The sequence below is a fragment of the Algoriphagus boseongensis genome (assembly GCF_004362805.1).
GTDB classification, from domain to species: Bacteria; Bacteroidota; Bacteroidia; order Cytophagales; family Cyclobacteriaceae; genus Algoriphagus; species Algoriphagus boseongensis.
Genome location: NZ_SNYF01000005.1, coordinates 393,653 through 419,927 on the forward strand (window position 1 = coordinate 393,653; position 26,275 = coordinate 419,927).

Genomic DNA, 26,275 nt, shown 5'->3' on the forward strand with positions numbered 1-26,275 from the left:
ATTCATTTCAAAGCATACCTGATCAGAAAAGCAGTATCACTTTGGTGTGGAACATTTATTTCCTGCAGACCCGAACTTACAGTTTCCCTGTCTGTATAGGACGTTCTTGAAAATCTAAAATAAACAGTCATTCTATTCCCAATCTGTCGCTGGGCTAGAAGGTAGTACCGAATTCCTCTGCCTGAGAATGCAGGAATAGAAAAAGTCCAAAGCACATTGTTTTCAAAGGCATAGAGTCTATTGTCATAAGTTTCCGAATCGAAAAGTCCTATTCTTCCAGTCCATCTCCATTTACCTTTCTCAACCTGAACATCTTGGTAAATCATGATTCCAGAAGTTTTTTGATTTTGAATTTCAACTTGACTCCATAGAATTCTAGATCTAATGAAGATTTGTTTGGTCAATTGATTTTCTAAACTGATCAGACCATTTGTTTTTCTAATTGGTAAAATCTGATAAGTGAGTTGCGGCTCTCCTGAATCGGAAAGGTTTCTCGCTTTTTCCTCCTGCCTAAGTTGTACAAAGGCAATGAAATTTCTTCGGGGCTGATAAGTAAGACGTCCTAGCCATTCGAATCCTTTGGATGGGGCATATACGCGGTATTTTAACCAAGGAAAAGAAAAGGCATCGTAGTAAGCATTGACTTTCCATGTGGGATTGGGTTTGATCTGAATTCCCATATAAAGCCCTTTTTCATTGATTGGGCGGGTATTTTCAGCAAATCCTGAAGAGTAGAAGCTATGGAAGTCTTTGGAATAATTTCTCCATAGCATGGAAAAATCAACCTGCTTGCTAAGGCTTGAAACTAATCCCAAAACAGTACCTGTTCCTTTGCTTGCTGATATCGCTGATTCTCCAAAGAAGAAAAAGTTTTTCCAGTTGTAGTTGAAATAGGCACTTCCGACCTGATTCGATTTTCCTGAAAATTCGAATTGATTATAAACACTGGGAGTCCTCACCCAAGGAATGCTAAACGAGGTATGAAGGAAATTTGCTCCGGCCATCCATCTTCCTGAAGGCGAAGAAAATTGAATATTTCCACCCAGATTTGATTCGTTGAGCTGGCCTTTGGTAGATAATTCGCTTGGGGTTCTGTGAAGTCCTGTTTGGGAGATTGAGGTCAAAATATCCTGATTGGATTCCAAAGAATCCAGGCTTGAGCTAATTCTCCCATCTCTAGGGACTCTGGATCCTATCAAGGTAACTTGCCAATTTCTGATTTTTCGGGTCACACCAATTCCTCTGAAAAAGCCATATTCCAAAGCAGCGGTGTAGGGTAAAATCCCAATGCTGCTTCTTCTAACCGTTGGAACTGTTTCAGCACCTTTTCCTACAGTATACCCAGCTCCAAAAACTAATCCCTGCCCAAAACTTGCCTGAAAATCCCCCAAAGCAATGGTTTTCCAATTTCCCAATTGATATTTGGTAAGGTGAAATGAAAGAAAATTGAAGCCATATCTTTTGGTTTTTTGATCCCAAATGAATTGTTCCCCGGGATCTTTTTCCAAGGTCATTCCCAAACTGAAATCCCGGGAATGCTGGATCCGAAACCGGAGATAAATCTCATTAGGGTCGCCCAAATACCTTGTGCTTAATTTTCCAGTCGAACTGGTGTCAGGTGCTGTATAGCCCTTCCTTTGTTCCCAAGTTCTCTTATGCCGAAGAAGTAGGTAGGCATTTTCCTCTTCCTTAATCCTTTGGAGAAATGGTTTGGGTTTATTGGGTATTTCGTCCAAAGTCACGAAAGGGATAAGGTTTTCGATGGTTGTTAGGTCAAAGTCCGGGATTGCCTGTAATTCATAAAGACTCAAAAAATCTCCGAATTCATAACGATACTTAACGAGCTGATTGATTTGATTGGGCGTGAGTAAATAACTCGCTTGAAGTACTTCCAGATCGGCCTTGTTCAAATTTATGGGATTTTGATAAAGTTGGAAAAGCTGCTCATAAATAGCCTCATAATCAATGTCTTCTTCTTGGATTGGAAAAAGTCTCTCAATAAAGGACTCCAGATCCACGGCGGGTTTTTTTGGGGTTTGTGCCCAAGAAGTGAATCCAAAAAGGAGGAAAAAAATAAAGAACCAAGATTTCATTTTTCACTGAAAAAAAGTCCTAGACTCAAATGATGTGAAGTTCCCAGAATGGAATTTTGGCCAAAAGCATAGTCAAATCCGAACCTTTCCTTTCTAAAGCCTAATCCAAAATTCAATCTATTCGGAGCCGAAGAAATTCCAGTTCGCAAGCAAATCCATTCTTTTAATTTGTATTCCAGTCCAACTTTAAAAATGGCCTTGGAATCCACCTCTTTTTCTATTTCGGAATAAAGGGAAATGTTTTCTGAAGGGAGATAGGTAATCCCCATTTCAATAAAAGTTGGGATTCTTTGATCCGTGTTTTTGCTGAATCTGGCTCGATTGATATTGGAAAAATTGGCTCCAAAAAAAGTCTTTGGTCCCAATTCTGCCACTCCGCCAAAGGAAAACAAAAAGGAATTTCCCGTCCCGAATCCTTCAATTTGGGTTTGAAACCATTCGATTTTTGCGCCCAGGCTGACAATTCCCATTGTATTGGAGAAGCCCAATCCCATCAGATGCTGATTAAAAAGCTCTCCACCAAATCGGCTAATTCCAAATCCAAATGTTCCCCAATCTTCTTGAAATGCACCTGCTAGGCTAAAGGTGCTGAGTTCTTTCAGACCGAATCTGCTATCAAAACCCGATGTGATTTGAGCCGATTTTATTCTGTCCAAGGCGCCTACATTATTGAAGATGGTCCAGGCGTCTGGGAGATTGGTTTTTAAATTTCCCATGCCTTGGCTTCTGGCGCCTTGAGCCTGGGTAAGTGGGTCAGTTTGGGAAAAAGAAGAAATAGCCAAAAAGACCCAGAAGCATAAAAATAGAAATGGCTTCATGGGATTCAGAAAAGTCTGAACCTAAGTTAGTTAAAAAATGAAAATCAAGTTTGAAAACTTTTTAGAAAGGAGCTTTAAAATTGAAGAAGATATTACCTTCTCCCTGATTATTTAAAGAGTATTCAAAGCGGAGTACTGCATCGTAAAATCCAACGATATCAATTCCTGCTCCATAGCCAAAAAGGTACTTATTGGTAAGTCTGGCATTTTCAGGGATGTTGTTTCGGTCTGTCACAAATCCATGGTCAAAGTTGGCGCTTAGGTACATTTTGAAAGGAAGGGTGCTGAATTGCTCAACGGGAAGATAACTGGATAAGTCAAAGGCGACATCTAAAAATTTGAACCTCAAACTGTTTTTCTGTACATACAATTGCTGCCCTTCTATTACATTCAATTCATAGCCTCTGATGAAATTTGGGTTATACCCAATTCCTCTAACAAGTGTATAGGGCTGAAGATCACTCAAAAACCAAGCTGCGGTAAGCCCTCCTGCATAATGGAATTTATCACTGATGGGAATATACTTATTGGCCACTATGTTGATTTCTACTTCGTCTAATTCATCGGTAAAAAATAGCCCATACTTGGTCCCCGTAAGTTGGAGCAATTCCCCGTCAGTTGCGTACGCCACATTATCTCTTCGGTCGTGCCGGAAAGAATATTGCAGGTACAGGTATCTTAAATAATTCCCATCATGCTGGAAGTAGATTGGATTTTCCTGAAATACGTCATCACTTACCCAAGTCCTGTTATATCCAAGAGTGACAAAGTGAAAATTGTAAAACGTTCTTCTATAGGTATAGCGAAGTGCAGTTGAAAAAGTCCTCCTTAGGATGCTTTCGGTTTCATTAGTAAAGAATACCTGTTTGTTAAATTCGGATTCAATAGGGATAGTCTTTTGATCTGCATACGAGAGCTGAAAAGCCAATCCATGTTTTTGGTTTTTATCGATATAAGGCTTGGAATAAAGAATATCGAAAGCTTTTGTGAAACCAAATTGTGCTAAAAACCTCAGTTTCTCATTTCTGCCTCCCACATTGGAATGTGTGACTCGCACGCCATAATTTACCCTTGAAAAATCCCGGCCTTGATTTGTCCACCATTCTGCGAAGTTTCGGTCAGCTAACTGGAAAATCACAGAAGGGAGGATATACCATCTTTCTTTTACCGAAATCAGGACTTCAACCTCTTCTGGACCGGTGATCAGTGGAGTAATTTCTACTTCTGTGAAAAGCCTGAGATTATAGATTTTCTGCTGGTCTGCTTTCAGGATTCCCATAAAAGTTTCCCAGTCGTAATAGTAATCGGTAGTGAAATCCAATTCCCTGAGGATGATATTCTTCTGGGTTTTTTGATTTCCTATAATGAAAATGTTGTTAACCTTTATTCGCTCTGGTGTGGAGGATTCTGCAGGTGCATAGCTGGTATCCTGAGCCTGACTTGGGTGAGTAGGCAGGGAAACTCCCAAAAATAGAATACAGAATATGTAAATAAGTAAAGCGCGCAATGGAATTCTCTTTCAATATATTTGGTTAACCAAACAGCCAATAAAAAAGGTTTTGCTTAACGATGGTTAAAACTATCCTCAGAAAGATAGCGATATTTCCCGTTCTGGTCTATCAATATCTCATCTCTCCCTTGTTTCCTTCAAGCTGCAGATATACGCCAACATGCAGCCATTATATGAAGGACGCTATCCTGAAACATGGGGTCTTCCGAGGTGGTTGGATGGGAATGAAAAGAATCGGCCGATGTCATCCTTGGGGAGGACATGGCCATGATCCTGTTCCTTAAATTTTTTCGGGCTTCAATCCGTTTTTCAAAGCCCTGATAATTAGAATTACTCCGATTAGCACCAGTGGTACGCTCAGAATCTGTCCCATGTTGAATTGCATATCTGCTTCAAAATCTACTTGGACCGCCTTGAAGTATTCCCATATAAATCTCATTCCGAATACGGATATCAAGAAAAGTCCCAGCAAAAGGCCATCGGGAAGTCTGGATTTATACTTTGACCAAAGGCCCAATAGGATCAGGAAGATGATGAAGTAAGAAATTGACTCATAGATTTGAGTGGGGTATTTGGTACGGCCAAAAGTTTTAATCGTTACCAGATAACTATTTTGCTGTTCTTTAATTTCAAAATCCAAAGGAGTTTCAACAGGCTCTGCTAGATATTCTTTGGAGGAATTAAATCTCGTAAGGGCGTATTTTACATCTTGGGCAAGGATGTCGCTTAGCGTTTCCTTGGTGAAATTGCCTTTGGTAATTACCAGTTCAAAATTTACCGGGACAATTCCATTACCCTGTAATTCACTAGCTCTATCAACTGGTTTATAGGCATCGATTGATTCAATGGGCACCTTGAGGGATTCCAAAATTTCCTCGGTATCTCTTGCATAGACAAAGCCATAATCGGTTCCAGTGTCCTTTCCTCCAATTTCTGAATTCATTAAGTTTCCAAATCGGATAAGCGCTCCAGTCATGGCAGTCACAATGACGATTCTGTCTACCACCCAAAGGTAGCTTTGACCAGGAGTTCTTTTGGAATAAATCCAAAGTGCAAAAAGGATTGCGATAGCAGCACCATGAGAAGCTAATCCGCCTTCCCATACTTTTAGGATATCGATTGGATTGCTCAGGTATTTTTCGGGCTCGTAAAATAAAACATGACCTAATCTTGCTCCAATGATGGTTGCCAAAACCATGTAGATCGTCAGCTTATCAACCAGCTGTTCATTTTGACCTTCCTTTCTGAAAAAGTAGACCATAATCTGCTGAGAAATGATGAAGCCCAAGGCGAAACATAAACTGTACCACCTGAGTCTTTCAAAACCGGAAAAAACGGCTTGGTTTGGATCCCAGACTACGTAACTAAGTATAGTATCAAGCATAATTTTCAATTGATTTGATCTAATTGTTTCAATTCCTCCTCAAAACCACCCGAAAGAATCGGGAATCTATACCAGGTTTTTGGGTCTACGTTAAATTCATCCAAGTGGAAAGAAGGGGCCAGCCTTTCTCTTTTCCATTGGTTTCGGGACCAAAGTCGGAAGAATTTTTTAATGTATTCTTTCAAAACGGATTCTTCCAGTTCAATTTCTTCTTTCAAGAGAAGGAAAATATCCATTGGTGATCTTCTATCCCGGATTGCCAATCGTTCAATTTCAACAATCACTGAATAAGGCATTAAGTCTTTTTCGTCTGTTTGCGTTCTTTCCAAAGGGCGAAGCTCTGCTGTTGGAGTAAGGGAATTGACGTAAGAAAGTCCCGGTCGGTTTAGATTTTTTTCAGCCCACTGTAGCCAATGCAAAATGAAATATTTGTCAACGGCCGCAATAGGAGAGATGCTTCCACTGGTATCCCCATCCATGGTGGCATAGCCAACATCACCCTCACTTCTATTGGAAGTACTCAATAAAAGGGCATTATTCAAATTGGCTAGCATCCAAATGATCGGGGATCTACTTCTCGCTTGGATATTCTGCAAGGTAATGTCATCCTGCTCCCAAGTCAGTTTTCTTCCAATTGCCTTTTCAATTTTTTGGGTGTAGGAATTTACTTCCTCGTCTATGGTCCAAGAATAGAATTTCGCTCCCAAGCTTTCTGCTAATTTTTTGGCAGATTGAAAGGTGTCTTCAGAAGAATTCTTGGTACCCTGATAGGCAGTAGTCAGAAGTTCTCCAACAATCTCTTTTTCAGGATAGGAAGTTTTTGGAATAAACTTGAGATTCAATTTTTCAAGAAAAGTATCCAAGCCCAATTCTTCAATTCCTTTTTTGACCATTTCAGCAACCAAAACAGCTATGGTAGAAGAGTCCGCTCCTCCAGAAAGAGAAAGAACAAAGCCTTTGCTTTTACTTTTTCTCAGGTAATCAAAAAGTCCTAAAGCAGAAGCTTGGACAAATTCCCATTCTTTAGGTTGAATGGGGGCAGATTCCTGAATCTTATTTTCAAGATCAAAAGTCACAACCTGAAAATCCTTGAAAGAAAGTAGCTGATTTCTACCAAGGGTTTTTCCTTCTTTTGCCAAAAGAATTTCCCCGTCAAAAATCATCCTGCCGGATTCATTGCCCAATAAATTGACATAAGCATAATAGCAGTCAAAAGTCCTGGAACTGAATTCAATTAATTCTTTTCGCTCCAATGTTTTTTTCATCGCAAAATGTGAGGCACTTGGATTAAAAATCAAGTCGACTTTTCTATCCTTGAGGCCATAGCCAGGTCGAACAGGCCCTCTCCAGGCATCTTCGCAGATCTCAAACCCATAATGGACTCCATTTTTATGGAAAGTCAAATCTCCAAAAGGCACTAGTGTGTTTTCAAATTCAAAATCAATTACCTCGTGGGCATTCCATGGAGTAAACCATCTGAATTCATAATGAACTCCATCTATCGCCATGAATTGCTTGGCTACAAAGCCGATTAATTTTTGATTTTCAATGATGGCAACCGTATTGAAAACCTTCTCTTTTATCCTGACGGGAAGACCAACGGCCACCGTAATGTCTTGGCAAAAAGGAATTAGCTTGGCTAATTGGGCTACTGCTTTTTGTGGATACCAGTAGCTTAAAAAAAGATCTTCAGAACCATAGCCGGTGATTGCCAATTCAGGAAAGCAAACCAATTCAGCCTTTTTCTTTTTGGCCTCAGCAATTGCATTAGTTATTCTTTTGAAATTCCCTTCCCAATCTAAAGGAGTTTGATTGACTGTGACGCAGGCAATTTTTAAGGCAGCCATAGCTAGTTGTAGTTTCCGAAGTTAAAGGTAATCAATTGAGCAATCCGAGTTTTTCACAGGCGTATTTTGATGCATCTTGCTCCGCCTTCTTTTTGGTAGGACCTTTTCCGGAGGAAATTGATTCCTCGTCCACATGAAGTTCTACCACAAATTCCTTGAATCGCTGATTCCCATTTATTTGGATGACTTTGTATTCAACCGTTTTGTTTTCCTTTTGTGCCCATTCGATGATTTTACTTTTGTAATTGGACACGGTGGTAATCATCCCTTCCAGATCCATGTGAATGAGTATTCGGCTCAAGATGAGTTTTTTCGAAAACTGATATCCTCGATCGAGATAGATTGCTCCAAGAAAAGCCTCCAAAATATCTCCATAAAGAGATTTGTTCCCGGTAAACTGTCTACTGTCAATGACAAGTTCTAGGGTATCCTTCAATCCGATTTTTATACCAATTGAATTGAGGGTTTCCCGATTCACCAGTTTAGATCGGGTTTCAGTCAAAAAACCTTCATCCCGGAAGGGGAATTTTTTAAAAAGATGTTCAGCGATCACGGCTCCAAGAATTGCGTCGCCAAGGAACTCAAGCCGCTCATTTGAAATTCTGAATCCCTGATGGCTTTCTTCGCTCAATCCTGCCGGTGTAAGGGCGAGCCGGTAAAGAGATAAATTTAAAGGCTTGCGTCCCGTGATCATTTTGATCGAGGAGGCAAGCCTTTTGTCTTTTGAGCTAAAGAAGAGAGTGTGGATTCCTAGTTTATGGAAAAGTTTCACTCTAATCAGTTGTATTTTTTGAAAATGACAGAACAGTTATGTCCTCCAAATCCAAAGGTATTGCTCAGCGCATAGTTGATTTCTCTAGCTTGCGCTTTGTTAAATGTAAGATTAAGTCTAGGATCAAAAGCCTCATCATCTGTGAAGTGATTGATCGTAGGAGGAACTAGGCTATTTTGGATAGCAAGAATCGAAGCAATTGCTTCAATGGCGCCTGCTGCTCCAAGCAAATGACCTGTCATTGATTTGGTACTGCTGATATTGAGTTTGTAGGCATGTTCACCAAAAACTTTTTGAATAGCTTTGGTCTCACTCACATCTCCTAGTGGAGTGGAAGTGCCATGTACATTGATGTAGTCAATATCCTCAGGCTTCAATCCAGCATCTTCCAATGCAATTTCCATTACGCTACTAGCTCCCAGACCCTCAGGGTGTGGAGCGGTAATGTGATTTGCATCAGCTGTCATTCCGCCACCTACCAATTCGGCATAAATTTTTGCCCCTCTGGCTTTAGCATGCTCTAACTCTTCAAGAATCAATGCGCCCGCACCTTCTCCCAACACGAATCCATCTCTATCCTTATCAAAAGGTCTGGAGGCTGTTTCAGGAGAATCATTTCTTTGGGAAAGTGCTTTCATGGCATTGAATCCACCAATACCCGCTTCAGTAACTGCTGCTTCAGAACCACCGCTAATGAAAATATCAGCTTTGCCCAATCGAATGTAATTGAATGCATCGATTAGGGCATTGGTAGCAGAAGCACAGGCAGAAACGGTAACGAAATTTGGACCTCTAAATCCGTATTTAATGGAAATAAATCCCGCAGAAATATCTGCGATCATTTTAGGGATAAAGAAAGGGTTGAATCTAGGAGTTCCGTCACCTTTTGCAAATTCGGTAACTTCTTCCTGGAAAGTCCGAAGACCTCCAATCCCTGAACCCCAAATAACACCTGCTCTGGATTTATCGATGCTTTCTAAGTCTAAACCCGAATCGAGGATCGCTTCATCAGCGGTGATCATCGCATATTGGGTGAAAGCATCCATTTTTCTAGCCTCTTTCTTGTCAATAAAATCCTCGACATTGAGGTTTTTGACTTCACAGGCAAACTGGGTCTTGAAAAGTGAAGCGTCGAAGCGAGTAATAGGCGCAGCGCCGCTCACACCAGAAGTCAACCCTTTCCAGAATTCATCTTTGGTATTGCCTATTGGTGTGAGAGCACCTATTCCCGTTACAACAACTCGTTTTAAATTCATGTGCTGAATTTAATTGGAAATTATTTTACGTTGGCCTCAAGGTACGTGATCGCCTGTCCCACAGTACCGATTTGCTCAGCCTGATCGTCAGGAATAGAGATGTTGAATTCTTTTTCGAATTCCATGATCAACTCTACCGTGTCAAGTGAATCAGCGCCCAAATCATTGGTGAAGCTAGCTTCCATAGTCACTTCAGACTCTTCTACGCCAAGTTTGTCAACAATGATGGCCTTTACTTTTTGTGCAATTTCAGACATTTTTGATCAGTTTAGTTAATAACACTCCGCAAAGAAATATATTTAATGCCTAATTGACAAAGAAAAGATTCAAGTAAATTTTTAAGTGTGCAGAGGCCTCTTGCCTCTAAATTTTAATCCCTAACTTTGTTTTGATCTCCATCCTTCATCCATGAAGAAGGCCAAATTACTCATAGAACCCACTTTTGATTTTGAATTACTGGGACTTGTGTCCCCGGTAAAAGACTATAAAATGGCTTGGTTGATCAACCAAATTCTTGGATTAAACCTAGTTCGTACAGAAGAAATATTTATTGAGTTTTTGAATACCCCCAATCTTGAAATTTCTCAATATTTCCTTTCTTTACCGCACGGTTATATTCAACTTTTGAAAAATAAATCACTCAATTCTTCCCAGCAATTGGCATATTTGGTGCCTGAACTGAGGAATATGGATTATTTTCTTTTGGTACAGGATGAAACAGGGCAGACTGATCTTTCCTATTTCGCCAATCTTCTGGCCAAAAACTCAATGATTCAAAGTGCAGTTCGACTGGATGTTTCAAAAATAAAATCGAAAGAAAACCTATTAACTTATTAAAAACCCGATGAGCCATCTCCCTTTTAAAAAGACAAAAATCCTAGCAACAATAGGCCCTGCTTCCAATAATTATGAAATGATTAAAAATCTGGCGATGTCAGGGGCCAACGTTTTCCGTTTGAATTTCTCTCACGGAACCCATGAAGTACACAAAGAAGTAATCAAAATTATCAGACAAGTTAACAAAGAACTTGACTGTCACTTGGGAATCCTTCAGGACTTGCAAGGTCCAAAAATCCGGGTTGGTGAAGTTGAAAATAATGGAGTGGAAATTAAGCCAGGTGAGGCGATTACTATTACCAATGACCCTGTTGTGGGTACCGCTTCTTTGGTCTCTACCGTATATCAAAATCTTCCTCAGGATGTAGTTCCTGGTGATAGAATTTTGATTGATGACGGGAATTTGGAAGTGGTGGTAAATAGCACCGATGGCAAAAATGTGAATTGCACAGTAATCCATGGAGGTATTTTAAAATCCAGAAAAGGGATCAACCTACCTAATACCAAAGTTTCGGCTCCTTCTCTTACAGAAAAAGATATTGAAGACCTAGAATTTGGTTTGGATCAGGATGTGGACTGGATTGCTTTGTCTTTCGTTCGCTCAGCTGAGGATATTTTGGATTTGAGAGAGCGAATCAAAGCCGCTGGTAAATACTGTAAAATCGTAGCTAAAATTGAGAAGCCTGAGGCTTTGGAAAATATTGATGCAATCATAGAAGCAACAGATGCTATCATGGTGGCAAGAGGTGACCTCGGGGTAGAGGTTCCGATGGAAATTGTACCACTTTGGCAGAAAAAAATGGTACAAAAGTGCAAGGAAGCTTGCAAGCCGGTGATCATTGCTACCCAGATGATGGAGAGTATGATCCAAAATCCTAGACCAACCAGAGCTGAAACCAATGACGTGGCAACGGCTGTGTTGGATGGTGCAGATGCGGTGATGCTTTCTGCGGAGACAGCTTCAGGAAAGTATCCCGTCAATGCTGTTAAGGCTATGACAAGTATCATTACCTACCTGGAGAAAAACGCAGACATTTATCATCACTTATATAAAATCCCGGAAAACGACCCTACTTTCCAAAGCAGCAATTTAGTTTTAATGGCTGCTCGACTTTCCCGAAATGTGAAAGCCAAAGCCATTGTAGGAATTACCTCTTCCGGTTTTACTGGGTTTAAAATCGCTTCTCACAGACCTTTCGCTAATATTTTTGTTTTCACCAGAAATGAAAAATTATTGACTCAAATGTCTTTGGTTTGGGGTGTAAGGGCTTATTATTACACTAATCAGATTTCTACAGATGCCACTTTCGAGGATATTGAAAATACCTTGAAAACAGATGGTCATGTAAATGCCGGAGATTTGATTATCAATACTGCGAGTATGCCTTTAAAGAAAAAGGGAAAAACCAATATGCTAAAGATTCACGTGGTGGATTAATAGCTGAAAAATTACAATTCAAGGGATGAATTACTCAATTCATCCCTTTTTTTATACAGTTCATGGGAAGTAGAAGGATTTTTGTTTAATAATAGTGTTTAAAGATTAAACAACCTGATCTTTTAATTATGAAAACAACTTCCAGATTCCTTCTCCTATTGTCCCTTTTCTTTGCAGCAGTGTCCTGCAGTGAGGACTATCAGGGGCCTGTACCTTATCCAACATTGATGGAGGCAGCTAATGAGGCTGGTCTTACTACCCTTGTTTCTGCCGTTAGAGCTATTCCGGGGCTTGAAGCTACTCTTCAAGATCAAGAAGCAATTACTGTGTTTGCACCAACAAATGAGGCATTCGCAAATGCTTTGAGAGACTTTAAGGCAACTGACTTAAATGACCTGGTGACTAAAATCGGTGGAGCTCAAAATCTTCAAACCGTTCTAGGATTCCACGTTGTACCTGCAGTGGCTTTCTCAAGAAATCTTTTCGAAGACAATATTTTCACCACAGTCTCAGGACAGCAACTCCGAGTATTCAATAACAATGGAGTAGTTACTGTAGCTGATCGAGCTGGAAACGTAGCTCGAGTGGTACAAGCTGACGTACGCATTGAGAATGGTGTAGTACACGTGATCGACAGAGTTCTTATTCCTTCTATTGAATTGCCAAAGCCAAATTTGGTGGAAGCTGCAACAGCAAGAGGTTTGACTACTTTATTGAGTGCAGTTACTGCTGTACCTACTTTGCCAAATAGATTACTAAGCGCTCAAGCAATCACTGTTTTTGCGCCATCAAATGAAGCATTTGCAGCGGCATTGGCAATCTTCAAAGCTAAAGATCTTAATGACTTGGTGTTGAAAATTGGAGGTCCTGCCAACTTGGAAAAAGTATTGGGATTCCATGTAGTTCCAGCTGTTGCGTTGTCATCTAATTTGGCTGCAACTAATACGTTTACCACACTTTCTGGTCAGAATATTATTGTTGAAAAGTCAGGAAATACAGTTTCTGTGAAAGATCAATTGGGTAGAGTTGCACAAGTGGTTACTCCAGATATTCAGATTTCCAATGGTGTCATTCACGTAATCAATGGAATGATGCTTCCTGATTTAATGCTTCCAACTGTTGTTCAAGCGGCTCAATCTGCTGGTTTGACTACTTTGTTGGATGCGGTAACTGCAGCTGGTTTAGGAAATACCTTGCTAAATGCACAAGCGATGACTGTATTCGCTCCAAATAATGGCGCCTTCGCAGCTGCTCTTCAAGCTTACAAAGTTTCCAACTTGGATCAATTGGTAGCTAAAATCGGTGGAATTAAGAACCTTCAAACTGTTCTAGGTTTCCATGTGGTTCCTGCTGTTGCATTTTCTTCTGATTTAGCACCAACAAATACCTTCACTACTCTTGCTGGTCAGCAACTTACAGTAACCAAAACGGCTTCTGGTGTAACTGTTCGCGATGCTTTAGGAAATACCTCTAATGTGGTTGCGGCTGATGTGGCTATCAAAAATGGTGTAGTGCATGTAATCGATAAAGTATTATTACCAACTATTACTCTACCTAATGTAGTAGAAGCTGCAACTGCGGCAAACCTTACTACCCTTTTACAGGCGGTTACTGCTGCTGGATTAGGAAACACCTTGTTGAATCAGCAAGCAATGACCGTATTTGCACCTACCAATGCGGCATTCACCAAGTTATTAAGTGATTTGAAATTGAATTCTCTTCAGGAATTGATCAATACGCTTGGTGTTTCTGCAGTGACGAAAGTTTTGGGATTCCACGTGGTACCTGCTACAGCTTTCTCATTTGATTTGGCACAAGGATCTCAAATGGTTCCTACGCTTGCTGGAGAAATGTTGACAGTGACCAGAAATGGAAATAATGTAACTGTTACTGATAAAGCAGGAAACACATTTAATGTGGTGACTGCAGATGTAGCAATCAAGAATGGCGTAGTCCATGTGATCAACGGGGTATTATTGCCTACGTTGTAATCAGGTTGAAAAAGCGGGGGGATCATTCCCCCTGCTTTTATTCCTGAATTGATTTAAACAAAATTTTTCTTTTGGGGTTAAATGAATGATTCTCTAATCAATTGGAGAATCCTTGGTTTTTAAACTGACTCCCAAATGCACTTTAGAACTCTTATTGTTGAGAATGATGATGTATCTTTTTCAAAGATAGCTGACCTAATACAGGAAAATAGACCCAATTGGGAAATCACACAAAGACTTCAGAGCGTAAAAGAAATAGAGGATTGGATTCCTGAATTCAATCAGTTTGACTTAATCTTTTGCCAAGTTGAACTTCCTGATGGAAATTGCTTTGAAATTAGCGGATGGGAGGAAATCAATACGCCTGTTATTTTTATAGCAAAAGACGGACTTCATGCCTTAAAAGCCTTCGATTCCAATGGATTGGATTTTCTGATATTTCCATTTGAAAAGTCAAGATTCATAAGAGCTTTGGAAAAAGTGGAGCACTTCAATTTGGGAATTTCTTTTATGAAAGAAAGTTCTTACAAAGCTTCAAATAGAACCTTCGTTCCCAAAGATTATCAAAAGAGATTTTTGACCAAAATCGGCAACAAGTTTACTTTTATCCCGGTGAAACGAATCGCTTGTTTCTATTCTGAAGACGGGATGACATTTTTGGTGGAGTCTGAGACCTCCCAAAAATATGTTGTTGACTACTCGCTAAATGAGTTAGAATCAGAACTTCTGAATCCCGAGAAATTCTACAGAATCAATCGTTCTGTGATTATTAATCTGGATAATCTCGTTGAAATGAAACCTTTTCAAAATGGACGCTTGGCTTTATCCCTGAAAGCAAAAACGGAAAGTGGATTCATTGTAGCCCGGGAGAAGGTAAATGAATTCAAGTCCTGGATAAATCAATAAAGTATTTTCGGATTAGTCATTTTGAAAAAGAACAGCCTCTGGTCCTTTCGGAGGAACCATGATTACTTTTTCCCGATCTACCATTACTGAACCGGGAGCAGAACCCTTGACTTTTCTTACAAATTTTGCCTCGGTGTAGATCACAGGGGCTAAACTATCTGACTTTAATTTGGAGTAAAAAGCGGCTAAGCCTGCCGCTCGTTCAAGGACTTGGCTTGGGACCTTTGGCATTCCCTTGGTTTTGATGACTACATGGGAGCCAGGTACCTGCCTCGCGTGAAGCCAGAGGTCATCTTTGTGTACATAGCCTCGAAGCATCTCGTCATTGTCTTTTGCGGATTTTCCAACCCAAATGGTAAATCCTTCGAATTCAAATACTTTAAAAGGCAATCCAGAAGTATTGGGTTTGCTTTTGTCCTCTTTGGCTATGGTTTTTTGAAATGCTTTGAGACTTTTAAAATTCTCCAATGCGCTTACCCGCTCAATTTCTTCAAGGATTTCCTTTTGTTTCAGTCTTTTTGCCTCAAGCGTTTTTTCGATTTGATCAATTTCAACCTGTCGGTTTTTGGATTTCCGATAGAGGTTTTCTGCAATTTCCTGAGGCTTTTGATTGGGTTTCAATTTGACTTTTACAGGACTCTGAGTGTAAAAATCAAAGAGCTCAACTTCAGAATCACCTGGATTAAACATATGGAGATTAGCCATTATGACGTCGGCCAAGCGGGAGGGAGGAGCAGAGGTTTTGAGTTCCTGAAGTTTTTGACCCGACTTTTCCAAATAGCTGTTGGTACGCTTAAGGCTTTCCTGTAAGTTTTTCAGAAGGCTGTTTTTCTCTCTTTCAAAACTCCCCTTGACCAGAGCAAGATAAAAAACCTCATTGCAAGCCTCAATGGGATTGGAGAAGGTTTTTAAGGGATTAGATTCTGGCAAAAGGCTTAAATGAACCTGTCCATCGAGTTCAACTAAAGCGTACAAAGGAGAATCCAAGATGTCCAGCAAGCTTTCCATTAATTCCCATTTGGTATCCAAATCAGCTTCAGGATAGCCTCTTTCTTTCAGCCAATTTCTTGGTATTTGCCCCAAAGTCGGGAGAAATTTGGAAGCATTTCCTTCCAATTCATCAAACTTTTCACGAGTTAAATCAAGCAGCCTAAACAGGCTTTTGAATTCCAATTCCTTATCCTCTTTTACTCCATTTCTGAAAAGGATCTTTGGAAATGGATTTTCTTCCTCAAAAAGCAAAACATTACTTCGATTGCCATGCAGCTTTAAAACCAAGTGCTTTCCTGATTGGAGTTGGAAATAGAAACCCCGCTCAAAGTCAAAAACATTGCAAGCCAGAATTTTATCTCCGATTAGTTCGGGAAATAAGTCTATGCTATTTCTTTTGGCTCTGTGAAATTGGGTTGGAAAGCTGAGATAAATATCCGGAGGCAGGAGGTGGGCCCTGATCCATCTGGTTTCATTTTCATCCGAAGTCTCAAGGATCAATTCATCCTTGCTTTGAGAAAAGCAGGAAAGAATGGTTTTCCCGGCAAATTCATTGGAAAGTTCCGGGCAAAGAAATTTCAGAAAATGATAATTGAGATGCATCAGGACAAAGTTAACTCCAAGCCGTCATAGGCAAGTTGAATTCCCTCTGGCAATTCTTTAGTCACTTGATCATGAAGACCAAGTTTGTGAGAAATATGGGTGAAATATGTTCGGGTTGCTCCGATTTTTTGAGCCTCAAAAATCGCCTCATCCATGGTGAAATGAGAGATATGATGCTCCTTTTGCAAGGCATTCAAAACTAAAATTTCACTTCCCTCCAATAATTTATAAGATTCATCTGGAATGAAGTTAGCGTCTGTGATATAGGAAAAATCACCGATTCTAAATCCCAAAACGGGGAGCTTGTAATGATAAACTGGAATAGGAATAATGGAAACCCCGTTGATGTGAAAAGGATTCTCATCGATTTCTACACAGGAGATTTGAGGGACTCCGGGGTATTTTTTATCGCTGAAAACATAAGAAAATTCCTTCTGGATTTGTTGGATCACAGGTTTTCTAGCAAAAATCGGCATGTCCTTTTGCTGACGAAAATTGAAAGGCCGAATGTCATCCAGACCTGCCGTATGGTCTTTGTGCTCGTGGGTGAAAAGAATTCCATCCAGTGTTTTTACTCCCGAACGAAGCATTTGCATGCGGAAGTCTGGCCCGGTATCCACCACCAGAGAAACCCCGTCTACTTCAATATGAATGGATGTCCGGAATCTTTTGTCTCTGAAATCCAAGGAAAGACAAACTTCACAATCGCATCCGATTACCGGGACACCCTGGGAGGTTCCTGTGCCTAGAAATGTGACTTTCAAAATTTTAAATTGGTTTGTCTGAGCTCAGTTAGAAAATCTTGGTTGGATTTGTCCTTAAACTCCTGTGGATCAAGATTCAATTCGCTAAGAATGTCAATTAATGCATTGATTTTTCCTTCTAAAGGAAAGTATTTATTGACTATGACGATTTTGGTGTCTTTGAGTACACAATAGCCAGACTTGAAATTTCCTTTTTCGTAGCGCAAGATGTATTCCGAAGCTGCGAAGAGGTTTTCGAGTTTGTCCAAAAAATGCTTGGTGTACTTGACGGCCATATTAACTCAAATGCTTTTTTACAGTCGCCAACACTTTGTCATAGTCCAGAGGCTTTTGGATGAAATCATCAAAGCCGAACTTTCTGAATTCTTCAGGAGAAAAATTATTCAGGTTTCCGCTGATGGCAATGATGGGAAGCTTGCTCTTTACGGGGTCTGCGAGCGCTCTGATTTGCTTGGTACATTCCAATCCGTCCATGACCGGCATGGTGATGTCCATCAGGATCAGGTCAAAATCTTCCTTTTCCAATAGGTCCAAAACCAGTTTGCCATTTCGGGCTGCTTTCATTTCAAAATTGTCAAAAGCTAGGACGTTTTTCGTCAAATTAATGATGATGGAACTGTCTTCTCCGACCAAAATTTTCTTGTTGCTCATGGTTCAAAAATAGTTTCTAGATTCAAAAATCCTTTAAATTCTTTGATTTCATTTTTCAGGGTAGAGATTAGTTCTTCCCAGTTTTCCATTTGATTAGTTCTCAGAGCTTCCTCAACTTTTTGAGAGGCCTGATAAATCCGTTGAGCTCCCAGGGTGCCTGAATTACCTTTCAAACTGTGGATATTTTCCAAAAGCGCAAGGTCAAATTGCTCATTTTCTAAGAACTTTTCTGTTATGGAACATTCATTCAGAAATTCTTCAAACACACTTTTTATAGTCGCTTGGGAATTATACTTAAAGAGTTGCTGCAAGATGTTTTTATCCAAAATGGCAGAAGGATTTTCTCCTGTTTCTTCGATCACATTCTCTTTTTTGATCTGAAGGACACTTTGGATGGTATTAAGAAATTCCCTTGGTCGAATAGGCTTGATTATAAATTCATCGAATCCTTCAGAAAGAAAGGCCGATCGTTCGTCTTCTTCTGCAAAGGCAGTTACTGCAATGATAGGACATTGATGGCCCGGATTCATCCTGATTTTTTTCATTGCGGTGATTCCGTCCATCTGCGGCATTTGAATATCCATTAAGATCAGATCAAAGGCTTTGCTTTGTGCCAAAGTCAAGGCTTCCCTTCCGTTTTTTGCAGATTCAAAGGAATAGATTTGCCCCAAGAGATTCTCGAAAAGCTTCCTGTTCAGGTCATTATCATCTACGATCAGTATCTTTTTGCTTTTCATGGCTTAAGTATGGATTTTTGACGGGAGCAAAACAGGATTCAACTTGCCGGACAAAAAATTCCTTATTCTAGTAGTCGGCCCAACCGCAGTGGGAAAAACCGATCTCTGTATAAAACTAGCCAAAAAATTCAATACGGAAATTATTTCCTGTGACAGCCGGCAGTTTTACAGGGAAATGAATTTGGGGACGGCAAAACCTAGCAGCCAAGAACTTGCTGAGGTGAAACATCACTTGGTCAATTCTCTTTCTATTCAGGATGATTATGACGTGAAACGATTTGAGCAGGAGGCTTTGGGAATTCTGGATAAGCTTTTTTCCAAGAAAAATGTAGTCATCATGACTGGTGGTTCAGGGCTTTTTGCTGATGCCGTTACTGAAGGGTTGGATGATATGCCTGATTTAGCTCCTGAAGTCAGAGAACTTGTGATCAAGGAATACCAAGAAAAGGGTTTGGAATGGCTGCAACAAGAAGTTGAAAAAGGTGACCCGGAATATTTTGCTCAAGTTGATCGGCAAAATCCTCAAAGACTTATGAGGGCTTTGGAAATCCTCCGAGGTACAGAAAAGAAGTTTAGTAGCTTTCGAGTAAAAAGGAAGGTAGAAAGACCCTTTACCACATTAAAAATCGGTTTGGATCGAGATAGGGAGGAACTTTATTCACGAATTGATCAGCGAATGGACCAAATGATTGCGCAAGGCCTTTTCGAGGAAGCCGAAAGTCTATTTGAGTATAGAGTGTTCAATGCCCTACAAACTGTCGGATACACTGAAATTTTTGGCTACTTGGAAGGAAATTATGATCGAGATGAAGCCATCAGGCTTTTAAAAAGAAATAGCCGGCGCTATGCAAAACGCCAGCTAACTTGGTTTAGAAGAGATGAGCAAATTCAATGGTTTCATCCGGAACAAACCGAAGAAATCATCCAGTGGGTTGCTACTCAAATCGGCTGATATCCGCTCAGTTTTGCTACCCAGTTGTAAGGAGCTTTTTTGATCAGTTGGTTAAACTGTAGGCGGTTGACCCTGATTTCTCTGATCAATTCAAGACTTTTAGATGAAACCTTTGCAGTTCCGTTTTCTTTTTTCCATTGCTCCATGACCATGTCAGGGTCTGCAATTTGACCCAAGACCAAGCCTAATTCCGGGTGTTCAAGAGCCAGTTTGGAGAAAAGCTCTTTCTGCAAATTCAATTTACGCTGCATGGTGGTTTTTACCGTGAGGAAAAACAACATGCAAGCACCCGCCATGGTCAGGAAAAGTGGAATATATCCCATATCAAATACTCAAAATGTCTATTAGTTTCAAATGATCCTGGATCAGTGGCTTTGGCTTGCCTATACAATCCCCAAATGAAGTGTACACCACTTGTTGATTCATGACTCCAGCCATGCAATTGGTTTTTCCATCCAGAAGTCCCTCAACTGCCGCCATTCCGCATCTACTGGCTAAAACACGATCACGGGCAGTAGGGTTTCCCCCACGCTGAATATGTCCTAAGGTAGTTACTTTAAATTCCTTATTTGGATCCTTGATCTGGGACTTTACCTGTTTCATGATTTCATCGGCATTGCCCAAATCGTCACCTTCTGCAACTACGATGATGCTGGAGGTCTTGGATTTTCTCAGATTTTTCAAGGATTTCACCACCTGCTTCAGGTCTGTTTTGGTTTCCGGAACCATCACAAATTCGGCCCCGCCTCCAATGCCAGATTCCACTGCTATAAATCCTGCATCTCTTCCCATCACTTCGATAAAGAAAATTCGATCATGGGCAGCTGCTGTGTCCCGGATTTTATCGATTGCATCTAAAGCCGTATTTACAGCAGTATCAAACCCAATAGTATAATCAGTCCCGTAGATATCATTGTCGATAGTCCCTGGACAGCCGACTGTTGGGATTCCATATTCCTCGAAAAACAACTTGGCTCCGGTGAATGTACCGTCTCCACCAATTGCCACTAGTCCTTCAATGCCCAGCTCTTTTAGATTTTCATAGGCTTTTTTCCGTCCTTCTGGAGTTCGGAATTCCTCTGAGCGGGCAGACTTTAACATAGTGCCACCCCTCTGGACAATATTACTTACAGAATGGGAATAAAGTCGCTTGATGTCACCTTCAATCATACCTTCGTATCCACGATAGATTCCGTAAACTTCAAGTCCCTTATAAATCCCTGTTCTAACCGCAGCGCGAATACAAGCATTCATTCCCGGGGCATCACCTCCAGAGGTGAAAACCGCAATTTTTTTCATGGTTTAGGTTTTAAGCGCCCCAAAAATAGAGATTATAGCCTGAATACCTCAAGTAAATGCCAATTTGAATTTGAAAATAAATCGCCCATTTTAGAGGGTTGACTATTTACTAATTAAGTTCCTGACAGGCTTTTTGTTTACCAATAGCATGAATTTAAAAACCAACCCTTTCTCGATAGGAAACCTGCCCATAGGATTGGGATGTATGTCTCTTCCTGAAAATTATCTAGAAGCAGAAAAGGTCCTTTCACAGGCTTTAGAATGTGGTTTGACCTATTTCGATACTGCAGATTTATACCAAAAGGGGAAGAATGAAGAGAATTTGGGAAAGTTTCTGAAAGGGAAAAGGGATCGGTTAAAACTTGCAAGTAAAGTAGGTAATCAATTGCTCCCCGGAGGAAATTCCTGGACTTGGAATCCTTCAAAGGCATATATACTACAAGCTATCGATCAAACGCTAAAAAGACTTCAAACTGATTACCTAGACTTGTATCAATTGCATGGAGGGACTCTGGATGATCCTTGGGAAGAAAGTTGGGAGGCTTTTGAGCTTTTAAAAACTCAAGGCAAAATCCTGGAATTTGGCATTTCCTCGATCCGTCCAAATGTGATCCGAAAAGTGATGAGCATGAATCCTCTAGCCACGATTATGATGCAATATTCTCCTTTGGACAGAAGACCTGAGGAAAGCGTTTTTCCTCTTTTGGAAAATACGTCAACCCGAGTGCTGGTTCGTGGAGGCTTGGCAAAAGGAATTTTAATTGATAAGCCAATTCAGGGCTTTTTGGATTTCAATGCAGAAGAGGTAGGAAAAATTAAGCTCGCAATTCAATCCACCGGCTATCCTCCAGAAAGTGTTTTGATTAAGTATGCTTTGACTCCAAAGGCAGTGGGAGGGATGATTATTGGGGCGAGTTCTTCAAAGCAGATTCTGAAAATGGTGAAAGAGTATGAAGAAAGTCTAAACATCCCCGATCAGGTAATCCAAAAACTAAAAGAAGAATTTCCTGCAAACCTCTATCAAGACCATCGATAAGATTTCATTGCAAAGAATTTTAAAAATTGCTTTACTTTCCATCTTCACCCATCGACTGAACCATGTTTTCTAGAATTTTACTTGCATTTCTTGTAGTCGGCTTTTTCTCTTGCAAGCCTTCTGAATCCGATCCGGAAGTTTCCAAGTGGGAAGCTCAGGCTGAAAATGTAGAGATCATCCGTGATGATTTTGGAGTTCCTCATATTTATGGAAAAACCGATGCAGATGCGGTTTTTGGGCTCTTGTATGCGCAATGCGAGGATGACTTTAGAAGAGTGGAGCGCAATTACATCTGGGCAATCGGTCGATTGGCCGAATTGGAAGGGGAGAGCGCCATCTATTCCGACGTGCGAGCAAATCTCTACATGACGGAGGAAGAGGCCAAGCAGGCCTATGAGAAAGCCCCAGATTGGCTGAAAGAACTCTGTGTGGCCTTTGCTGATGGAGTGAATTATTACTTGCATACTCATCCTGAGGTTACTCCCCAGGTGATCACGAAATATGAACCTTGGATGCCGATGTTCTTTTTTGAAGGATCTATTGGCGGAGATATAGAACGGATTTCTACTGAGCGTCTGAAGGCTTTTTATGAGCAGGAAAGCGCAGTGGCTTTTTGGGATCAGGGAAAATTTAATGCTCAGTTTTTGGAAGAGCCTCAAGGCTCCAATGGAATTGCCATCGCTCCCGAACTTTCTGAATCAGGAAATGCCATGTTGCTGATCAACCCGCATACTTCTTTCTATTTTCGTCCGGAAGTTCATGTGGTTTCTGAAGAAGGCTTGAATGCTTACGGGGCAGTGACTTGGGGGCAGTTCTTTGTTTACCAAGGATTCAATGAAAAGACCGGCTGGATTCATACATCCACATTTGTGGATTTTATCGATGAGTTTGAAGAAGAAATTCTGGAAGAAGACGGAATGCTTTTGTACAACTATGGAGGTGAAAAGCGGGAGGTGAAAAGTCAGGAAATCACCTTGAAATATAAGGAAGGAGAGGAGTTGAGAAGTAAATCTTTCACTATTTACCGAACCCATCACGGACCTATCACTCACAAGGGTGAAAACGGTTGGGTAGCTACCAAAATCAACTGGGATCCGGTAAATGCGCTAACTCAAAGCTATACCCGAACCAAGCTGAACAACTACGCGGAGTTTAAAGAAATGATGAATATCCGCACCAATTCCTCCAATAACACGGTTTTTGCAGATGCAGAGGGAAATATTGCCTACTTCCACGGAAACTTTATCCCCAAGCGAAATCCGGAATTTGACTTTTCCAGACCTGTGGATGGAAGTAATCCGGCTACCGATTGGAAAGGATTGCACACCGTAGACGAGAGCATTTTGATCCTAAATCCTCAAAACGGATGGATTCAAAATTGCAATTCTACACCATTTACTGCCGCGGCGGAATTCAGTCCAAAGGCTGAAAATTATCCGAACTACATGGCTCCGGATCAGGAAAATTTCCGGGGAATCCATGCGGTCAAAGTCTTGAGTGAGGTGAAGAAACTTAACTTGGATAGCTTCCTTGCATTGGCCCATGATTCCTATTTGCCAGCATTCCAATACTTGATTCCTGAACTTTCTTCTGCATTTCTACAGGCTGGAAAAGGAAAGGAAAATCTAAAAGAAGCGGTGGATCTTTTGGCTTCTTGGGATTACAGAACGGGTTTGAACTCAGTTCCTATGTCTTTGGCGCATTTCTATGGAGAAAATTACCAGAGAAAATTCAGAAGCCTGAGCAGATTTATCAATCCTTCTGATGCAAAAGCCCCAGAGGCCAAAGCAATCTTAGAGGTATTGGAAGAGACCATCGCGCAGATGGATGCTGACTTTGGAACCTGGAAAACTCCTTGGGGAGAGATCAATAGATTCCAAAGACTCAGCGGAGATATAGACCTGAAATACGATGACAACCAGCCCTACATTCCTGTAGGCTATGCTTCCGGCAACTGGGGAGCTTTGGCGGCTTATGGAGCTAGAACCTTCGAAGGAACCAAAAGACTCTATGGCTACCGAGGAAATAGCTTTGTGGCAGTCGTAGAGTTTGGAGAAAAGGTAAAAGCCAAAACCATTTTAGCCGGTGGGCAAAATTCCGATCCAAATTCCCCTCACTTCTTCGATCAGGCCCAGCGCTATGCAGATACCAACTTCAAAGAAGCTGCTTTTTATAGAGAAGATGTGGAGAAAAGAGCGGAGGAGAGGTATCAGCCTGGGAAGAGGTGAATTGGGAATTTTGAATTAAGAATTAGGAGTTAGATAAAGTCCTTTGAAAAATTTTATTTGTTGTCTATCTGTAATCCTCATAATTATTGGATTGAATTCTTGCAAAAGAGTGTCAGATAATGTGGAATTGGAGATATTAAAAAATGATACAGTTTCAATAAATGAAGATGTATTAGTTAGAATCTATACATCCGAAAAGAATTGGAAGATAGTTAAGGCTTATTTTGATTGCAATATCTCTTTTGATCAAGAAAAAGTTGACGAATCAAAGGAATCAATTGAAGGTTGTCAAAAGGAACTATTTGTTTTAAATGATACAATTTTGATTCAATTTAATCCTACCAAAACAGGGTTAAATAATTTCGGAGAAATCAAGGCTTTGGTTAAGAATACAGAGAATGAATTCAAAATATTGAAATCTGACTTTAGCTATTTTGTTTCTAAGAAAATTGATTAAAAAATTGAGATACTGTGATGATGTTATTCTAAGGTTGAATGTCTAAGAGGATACTTAATATCAAATTGGTACAAATCCCCCTAACCCCCTTTTAAAAAAGGGGGAGTTTGGCACGAATACCATTTGAGTTTCTTTTTGTTTTCCTGCGTTTCCCTTTCTCTGCGGCTCTTCGTCTTTGCGAGAATACATAAAAAAAGCCCAGACTTTCGTCTGAGCTTTGTACACTCGGAAGGATTCGAACCCTCAACCCTCGGAGCCGAAATCCGATATTCTATCCAGTTGAACTACGAGTGCCTGTTTTTATCTTAAGCTTCCAGAGCTGCTTTAACTCTTTCTGCCGCTTCTTTCAAGGTAATTGCGGAGAATACTTTCAATCCTGATTCGTCGATGATCTTAGCACCTTCTTCAGCATTGGTTCCCTGAAGTCTTACGATAATCGGAACTCTGATATCTCCGATAGACTTGTAAGCTTCTACTACTCCGTTTGCAATTCTATCGCAACGTACGATTCCACCGAATACGTTGATCAAGATTGCTTTTACATTTGGATCCTGAAGGATGATACGGAAACCAGCCTCTACAGTAGTGGCATTTGCTCCTCCTCCTACGTCCAGGAAGTTAGCAGGCTCACCACCTGAAAGCTTGATCATATCCATAGTAGCCATTGCCAAACCAGCGCCGTTTACCATACAACCTACGTTTCCGTCCAATTTCACATAGTTCAAGCCAGACTTGCCAGCTTCTACTTCCAAAGGATCTTCCTCAGCCAAATCTCTCAATTCAGCCAATTTAGGCTGTCTGTAAAGTGCATTGTCGTCTAAGTTTACTTTGGCATCTACTGCCAAGATCTTGTCGTCAGAAGTTTTTAATACCGGGTTGATCTCAAACTGGGAAGAGTCAGTAGCTACGTAAGCATTGTAAAGAGAGGTGATGAATTTCACCATTTCCTTATGTGCGGTCCCAGAAAGCCCCAATTTGAAAGCTACTTTTCTAGCCTGGAAACCCTGAAGACCAACCTTAGGATCGATCCATTCTTTGATGATTTTCTCAGGATGCTTTTCAGCTACCTCTTCGATGTCCATACCCCCTTCGGTAGAAGCCATGATCACATTGGATCCGGTAGCTCTGTCCAAAAGGATGGACATGTAATATTCTTTAGGCTCAGAAGCTCCAGGATAGTATACATCCTCAGCCACCAAGATTTTATTTACTTTTTTACCTTCTGCTCCAGTCTGGATAGTTACCAAAGTACCTCCAAGAATAGCAGCAGCTTTTTCTTTTACATCATCAAGCTTTTTCGCCAAAACCACACCTCTTGATCCGGTTTCTTTGATTTCGCCCTTTCCACGACCACCGGCGTGAATTTGCGCCTTGATCACATACCAGGAAGTTCCGGTTTGAGCATTGAGTTTAACTGCGGCCTCATGAGCAGCTTCAGGAGTATCGGCTACAATGCCTTCCTGAATTCTTACACCATAACCTTTTAGTACTTCTTTTGCCTGATATTCGTGAATATTCATGTGTGTTAGATTTTTTTTTCAAAGGCCACATGGAATCTCGCTCTTTTGGCTTTTGCAGTCTTTGCAATCCAAGCTCCGCTCGATTTCATCCTCTGGAAATTTTTGCCCGAAGATAAGCGGATGAGCCCGATAAATCAAACCGGCCTTGTTCAATTTTTGGTAAAAAAGGCTCTTAGCTACTGGATT

At 40.7% G+C, this 26,275-nt stretch carries 25 protein-coding genes and 1 tRNA gene; 9 read left to right on the forward strand and 17 right to left on the reverse strand.

Features of this window, described 5'->3' with window-relative positions; all coding sequences use genetic code 11:
• Positions 1–2: 2 nt before the first annotated feature.
• From DFQ04_RS01745 to DFQ04_RS01755, 3 genes are all read right to left on the reverse strand, one after another.
• A complete protein-coding gene (locus DFQ04_RS01745; RefSeq protein WP_243739614.1) occupies positions 3–2,018 on the reverse strand; it encodes a ComEA family DNA-binding protein in 2,016 nt (671 codons plus the stop codon).
• A gap of 71 nt (positions 2,019–2,089) precedes the next feature.
• Positions 2,090–2,911 (reverse strand): PorV/PorQ family protein, encoded by an 822-nt coding sequence (locus DFQ04_RS01750; protein WP_133552083.1) that lies wholly within the window; start codon positions 2,909–2,911, stop codon positions 2,090–2,092.
• A 61-nt stretch (positions 2,912–2,972) separates the two neighbouring features.
• Entirely contained in the window at positions 2,973–4,418 is a 1,446-nt protein-coding gene (locus tag DFQ04_RS01755; RefSeq protein WP_243739615.1) for a hypothetical protein, read from the reverse strand.
• A 62-nt stretch (positions 4,419–4,480) separates the two neighbouring features.
• Between DFQ04_RS01755 and yidD the strand changes: the two genes are divergently transcribed.
• Positions 4,481–4,705, forward strand: a complete 225-nt coding sequence (gene yidD / locus DFQ04_RS01760) for a membrane protein insertion efficiency factor YidD (RefSeq protein WP_133552085.1) — start codon at positions 4,481–4,483, stop codon at positions 4,703–4,705.
• Here yidD and DFQ04_RS01765 read toward each other — a convergent pair.
• The 5 genes from DFQ04_RS01765 to DFQ04_RS01785 form a co-directional block, all read right to left on the reverse strand.
• On the reverse strand, positions 4,702–5,805 hold the full coding sequence (locus tag DFQ04_RS01765) for a prolipoprotein diacylglyceryl transferase (protein ID WP_133552087.1): 1,104 nt from the start codon (positions 5,803–5,805) through the stop codon (positions 4,702–4,704). The two genes, yidD and DFQ04_RS01765, sit on opposite strands and share 4 nt — an antisense overlap.
• A gap of 5 nt (positions 5,806–5,810) precedes the next feature.
• Positions 5,811–7,652, reverse strand: coding sequence for an NAD(+) synthase (gene nadE / locus DFQ04_RS01770; RefSeq protein ID WP_133552089.1), 1,842 nt, complete (start codon positions 7,650–7,652; stop codon positions 5,811–5,813).
• Positions 7,653–7,683: 31 nt separating this feature from the next.
• Positions 7,684–8,346 (reverse strand): ribonuclease III, encoded by a 663-nt coding sequence (gene rnc / locus DFQ04_RS01775; RefSeq protein WP_133554306.1) that lies wholly within the window; start codon positions 8,344–8,346, stop codon positions 7,684–7,686.
• A gap of 83 nt (positions 8,347–8,429) precedes the next feature.
• The gene (fabF, locus tag DFQ04_RS01780; protein WP_133552091.1) at positions 8,430–9,680 is read right to left on the reverse strand and encodes a beta-ketoacyl-ACP synthase II; all 1,251 of its coding nucleotides are present in this window, start codon (positions 9,678–9,680) and stop codon (positions 8,430–8,432) included.
• Positions 9,681–9,700: 20 nt separating this feature from the next.
• On the reverse strand, positions 9,701–9,937 hold the full coding sequence (locus tag DFQ04_RS01785) for an acyl carrier protein (RefSeq protein ID WP_026950184.1): 237 nt from the start codon (positions 9,935–9,937) through the stop codon (positions 9,701–9,703).
• 151 nt (positions 9,938–10,088) lie between these two features.
• Between DFQ04_RS01785 and DFQ04_RS01790 the strand changes: the two genes are divergently transcribed.
• From DFQ04_RS01790 to DFQ04_RS01805, 4 genes are all read left to right on the forward strand, one after another.
• Positions 10,089–10,517: an IPExxxVDY family protein gene (locus tag DFQ04_RS01790; protein ID WP_133552093.1), complete on the forward strand. Its 429-nt coding sequence runs from the start codon at positions 10,089–10,091 to the stop codon at positions 10,515–10,517.
• 7 nt (positions 10,518–10,524) lie between these two features.
• The gene (gene pyk, locus DFQ04_RS01795; protein WP_133552095.1) at positions 10,525–11,955 is read left to right on the forward strand and encodes a pyruvate kinase; all 1,431 of its coding nucleotides are present in this window, start codon (positions 10,525–10,527) and stop codon (positions 11,953–11,955) included.
• Positions 11,956–12,083: 128 nt separating this feature from the next.
• Positions 12,084–13,946: a fasciclin domain-containing protein gene (locus tag DFQ04_RS01800; protein ID WP_133552097.1), complete on the forward strand. Its 1,863-nt coding sequence runs from the start codon at positions 12,084–12,086 to the stop codon at positions 13,944–13,946.
• A 135-nt stretch (positions 13,947–14,081) separates the two neighbouring features.
• A complete protein-coding gene (locus DFQ04_RS01805; protein WP_133552099.1) occupies positions 14,082–14,852 on the forward strand; it encodes a LytR/AlgR family response regulator transcription factor in 771 nt (256 codons plus the stop codon).
• 12 nt (positions 14,853–14,864) lie between these two features.
• On the opposite strand, the gene DFQ04_RS01810 is transcribed toward DFQ04_RS01805, so the two are convergent.
• Genes DFQ04_RS01810 through DFQ04_RS01830 form a run of 5 tightly spaced genes read right to left on the reverse strand, consistent with a single transcriptional unit; the run spans position 14,865 to position 18,597 of the window.
• Positions 14,865–16,445 (reverse strand): NFACT RNA binding domain-containing protein, encoded by a 1,581-nt coding sequence (locus DFQ04_RS01810; RefSeq protein ID WP_133552101.1) that lies wholly within the window; start codon positions 16,443–16,445, stop codon positions 14,865–14,867.
• A complete protein-coding gene (locus tag DFQ04_RS01815) occupies positions 16,445–17,209 on the reverse strand; it encodes an MBL fold metallo-hydrolase (protein WP_133552103.1) in 765 nt (254 codons plus the stop codon). The genes DFQ04_RS01810 and DFQ04_RS01815 overlap by 1 nt, the downstream gene beginning before the upstream one ends.
• On the reverse strand, positions 17,206–17,484 hold the full coding sequence (locus DFQ04_RS01820) for a hypothetical protein (protein WP_133552105.1): 279 nt from the start codon (positions 17,482–17,484) through the stop codon (positions 17,206–17,208). Before DFQ04_RS01820 ends, DFQ04_RS01815 begins: the two co-directional genes overlap by 4 nt.
• A gap of 1 nt (position 17,485) precedes the next feature.
• A complete protein-coding gene (locus DFQ04_RS01825) occupies positions 17,486–17,860 on the reverse strand; it encodes a response regulator (protein WP_133552107.1) in 375 nt (124 codons plus the stop codon).
• Complete coding sequence (locus tag DFQ04_RS01830; protein ID WP_133552109.1) at positions 17,857–18,597, reverse strand: response regulator; 741 nt, start codon at positions 18,595–18,597, stop codon at positions 17,857–17,859. Before DFQ04_RS01830 ends, DFQ04_RS01825 begins: the two co-directional genes overlap by 4 nt.
• Positions 18,598–18,640: 43 nt before the next feature.
• Here DFQ04_RS01830 and miaA point away from each other — a divergent pair, with 43 nt between their 5' ends.
• The gene (gene miaA, locus DFQ04_RS01835; protein ID WP_133552111.1) at positions 18,641–19,549 is read left to right on the forward strand and encodes a tRNA (adenosine(37)-N6)-dimethylallyltransferase MiaA; all 909 of its coding nucleotides are present in this window, start codon (positions 18,641–18,643) and stop codon (positions 19,547–19,549) included.
• On the opposite strand, the gene DFQ04_RS01840 is transcribed toward miaA, so the two are convergent.
• Both DFQ04_RS01840 and pfkA read right to left on the reverse strand, forming a co-directional pair.
• Complete coding sequence (locus tag DFQ04_RS01840) at positions 19,537–19,872, reverse strand: hypothetical protein (protein WP_133552113.1); 336 nt, start codon at positions 19,870–19,872, stop codon at positions 19,537–19,539. The two genes, miaA and DFQ04_RS01840, sit on opposite strands and share 13 nt — an antisense overlap.
• Position 19,873: 1 nt before the next feature.
• On the reverse strand, positions 19,874–20,848 hold the full coding sequence (pfkA, locus tag DFQ04_RS01845; RefSeq protein ID WP_133552115.1) for a 6-phosphofructokinase: 975 nt from the start codon (positions 20,846–20,848) through the stop codon (positions 19,874–19,876).
• A 148-nt stretch (positions 20,849–20,996) separates the two neighbouring features.
• Here pfkA and DFQ04_RS01850 point away from each other — a divergent pair, with 148 nt between their 5' ends.
• From DFQ04_RS01850 to DFQ04_RS01860, 3 genes are all read left to right on the forward strand, one after another.
• On the forward strand, positions 20,997–21,884 hold the full coding sequence (locus tag DFQ04_RS01850) for an aldo/keto reductase (protein WP_133552117.1): 888 nt from the start codon (positions 20,997–20,999) through the stop codon (positions 21,882–21,884).
• A gap of 62 nt (positions 21,885–21,946) precedes the next feature.
• Entirely contained in the window at positions 21,947–24,112 is a 2,166-nt protein-coding gene (locus DFQ04_RS01855) for a penicillin acylase family protein (RefSeq protein ID WP_133552119.1), read from the forward strand.
• Between the two features lie 109 nt (positions 24,113–24,221).
• On the forward strand, positions 24,222–24,569 hold the full coding sequence (locus tag DFQ04_RS01860; protein WP_133552121.1) for a hypothetical protein: 348 nt from the start codon (positions 24,222–24,224) through the stop codon (positions 24,567–24,569).
• A gap of 220 nt (positions 24,570–24,789) precedes the next feature.
• Here DFQ04_RS01860 and DFQ04_RS01865 read toward each other — a convergent pair.
• Positions 24,790–24,863: transfer RNA gene (locus DFQ04_RS01865), tRNA-Arg, on the reverse strand.
• A gap of 11 nt (positions 24,864–24,874) precedes the next feature.
• A complete protein-coding gene (sucC, locus tag DFQ04_RS01870) occupies positions 24,875–26,089 on the reverse strand; it encodes an ADP-forming succinate--CoA ligase subunit beta (protein WP_133552123.1) in 1,215 nt (404 codons plus the stop codon).
• Between the last annotated feature and the right edge of the window lie 186 nt (positions 26,090–26,275).

Excerpts from the sequence above, each read along its gene's own strand:
- DFQ04_RS01750 (WP_133552083.1), bottom strand. The coding sequence starts at position 2,911 with ATGAAGCCATTTCTATTTTTATGCTTCTGGGTCTTTTTGGCTATTTCT.
- yidD (WP_133552085.1), top strand. The coding sequence starts at position 4,481 with ATGGTTAAAACTATCCTCAGAAAGATAGCGATATTTCCCGTTCTGGTC.
- DFQ04_RS01765 (WP_133552087.1), bottom strand. The coding sequence starts at position 5,805 with ATGCTTGATACTATACTTAGTTACGTAGTCTGGGATCCAAACCAAGCC.
- nadE (WP_133552089.1), bottom strand. The coding sequence starts at position 7,652 with ATGGCTGCCTTAAAAATTGCCTGCGTCACAGTCAATCAAACTCCTTTA.
- rnc (WP_133554306.1), bottom strand. The coding sequence starts at position 8,346 with ATGATCACGGGACGCAAGCCTTTAAATTTATCTCTTTACCGGCTCGCC.
- fabF (WP_133552091.1), bottom strand. The coding sequence starts at position 9,680 with ATGAATTTAAAACGAGTTGTTGTAACGGGAATAGGTGCTCTCACACCA.
- DFQ04_RS01785 (WP_026950184.1), bottom strand. The coding sequence starts at position 9,937 with ATGTCTGAAATTGCACAAAAAGTAAAGGCCATCATTGTTGACAAACTT.
- DFQ04_RS01790 (WP_133552093.1), top strand. The coding sequence starts at position 10,089 with ATGAAGAAGGCCAAATTACTCATAGAACCCACTTTTGATTTTGAATTA.
- pyk (WP_133552095.1), top strand. The coding sequence starts at position 10,525 with ATGAGCCATCTCCCTTTTAAAAAGACAAAAATCCTAGCAACAATAGGC.
- DFQ04_RS01800 (WP_133552097.1), top strand. The coding sequence starts at position 12,084 with ATGAAAACAACTTCCAGATTCCTTCTCCTATTGTCCCTTTTCTTTGCA.
- DFQ04_RS01805 (WP_133552099.1), top strand. The coding sequence starts at position 14,082 with ATGCACTTTAGAACTCTTATTGTTGAGAATGATGATGTATCTTTTTCA.
- DFQ04_RS01810 (WP_133552101.1), bottom strand. The coding sequence starts at position 16,445 with ATGCATCTCAATTATCATTTTCTGAAATTTCTTTGCCCGGAACTTTCC.
- DFQ04_RS01820 (WP_133552105.1), bottom strand. The coding sequence starts at position 17,484 with ATGGCCGTCAAGTACACCAAGCATTTTTTGGACAAACTCGAAAACCTC.
- DFQ04_RS01825 (WP_133552107.1), bottom strand. The coding sequence starts at position 17,860 with ATGAGCAACAAGAAAATTTTGGTCGGAGAAGACAGTTCCATCATCATT.
- DFQ04_RS01830 (WP_133552109.1), bottom strand. The coding sequence starts at position 18,597 with ATGAAAAGCAAAAAGATACTGATCGTAGATGATAATGACCTGAACAGG.
- DFQ04_RS01840 (WP_133552113.1), bottom strand. The coding sequence starts at position 19,872 with ATGGGATATATTCCACTTTTCCTGACCATGGCGGGTGCTTGCATGTTG.
- pfkA (WP_133552115.1), bottom strand. The coding sequence starts at position 20,848 with ATGAAAAAAATTGCGGTTTTCACCTCTGGAGGTGATGCCCCGGGAATG.
- DFQ04_RS01850 (WP_133552117.1), top strand. The coding sequence starts at position 20,997 with ATGAATTTAAAAACCAACCCTTTCTCGATAGGAAACCTGCCCATAGGA.
- DFQ04_RS01855 (WP_133552119.1), top strand. The coding sequence starts at position 21,947 with ATGTTTTCTAGAATTTTACTTGCATTTCTTGTAGTCGGCTTTTTCTCT.
- sucC (WP_133552123.1), bottom strand. The coding sequence starts at position 26,089 with ATGAATATTCACGAATATCAGGCAAAAGAAGTACTAAAAGGTTATGGT.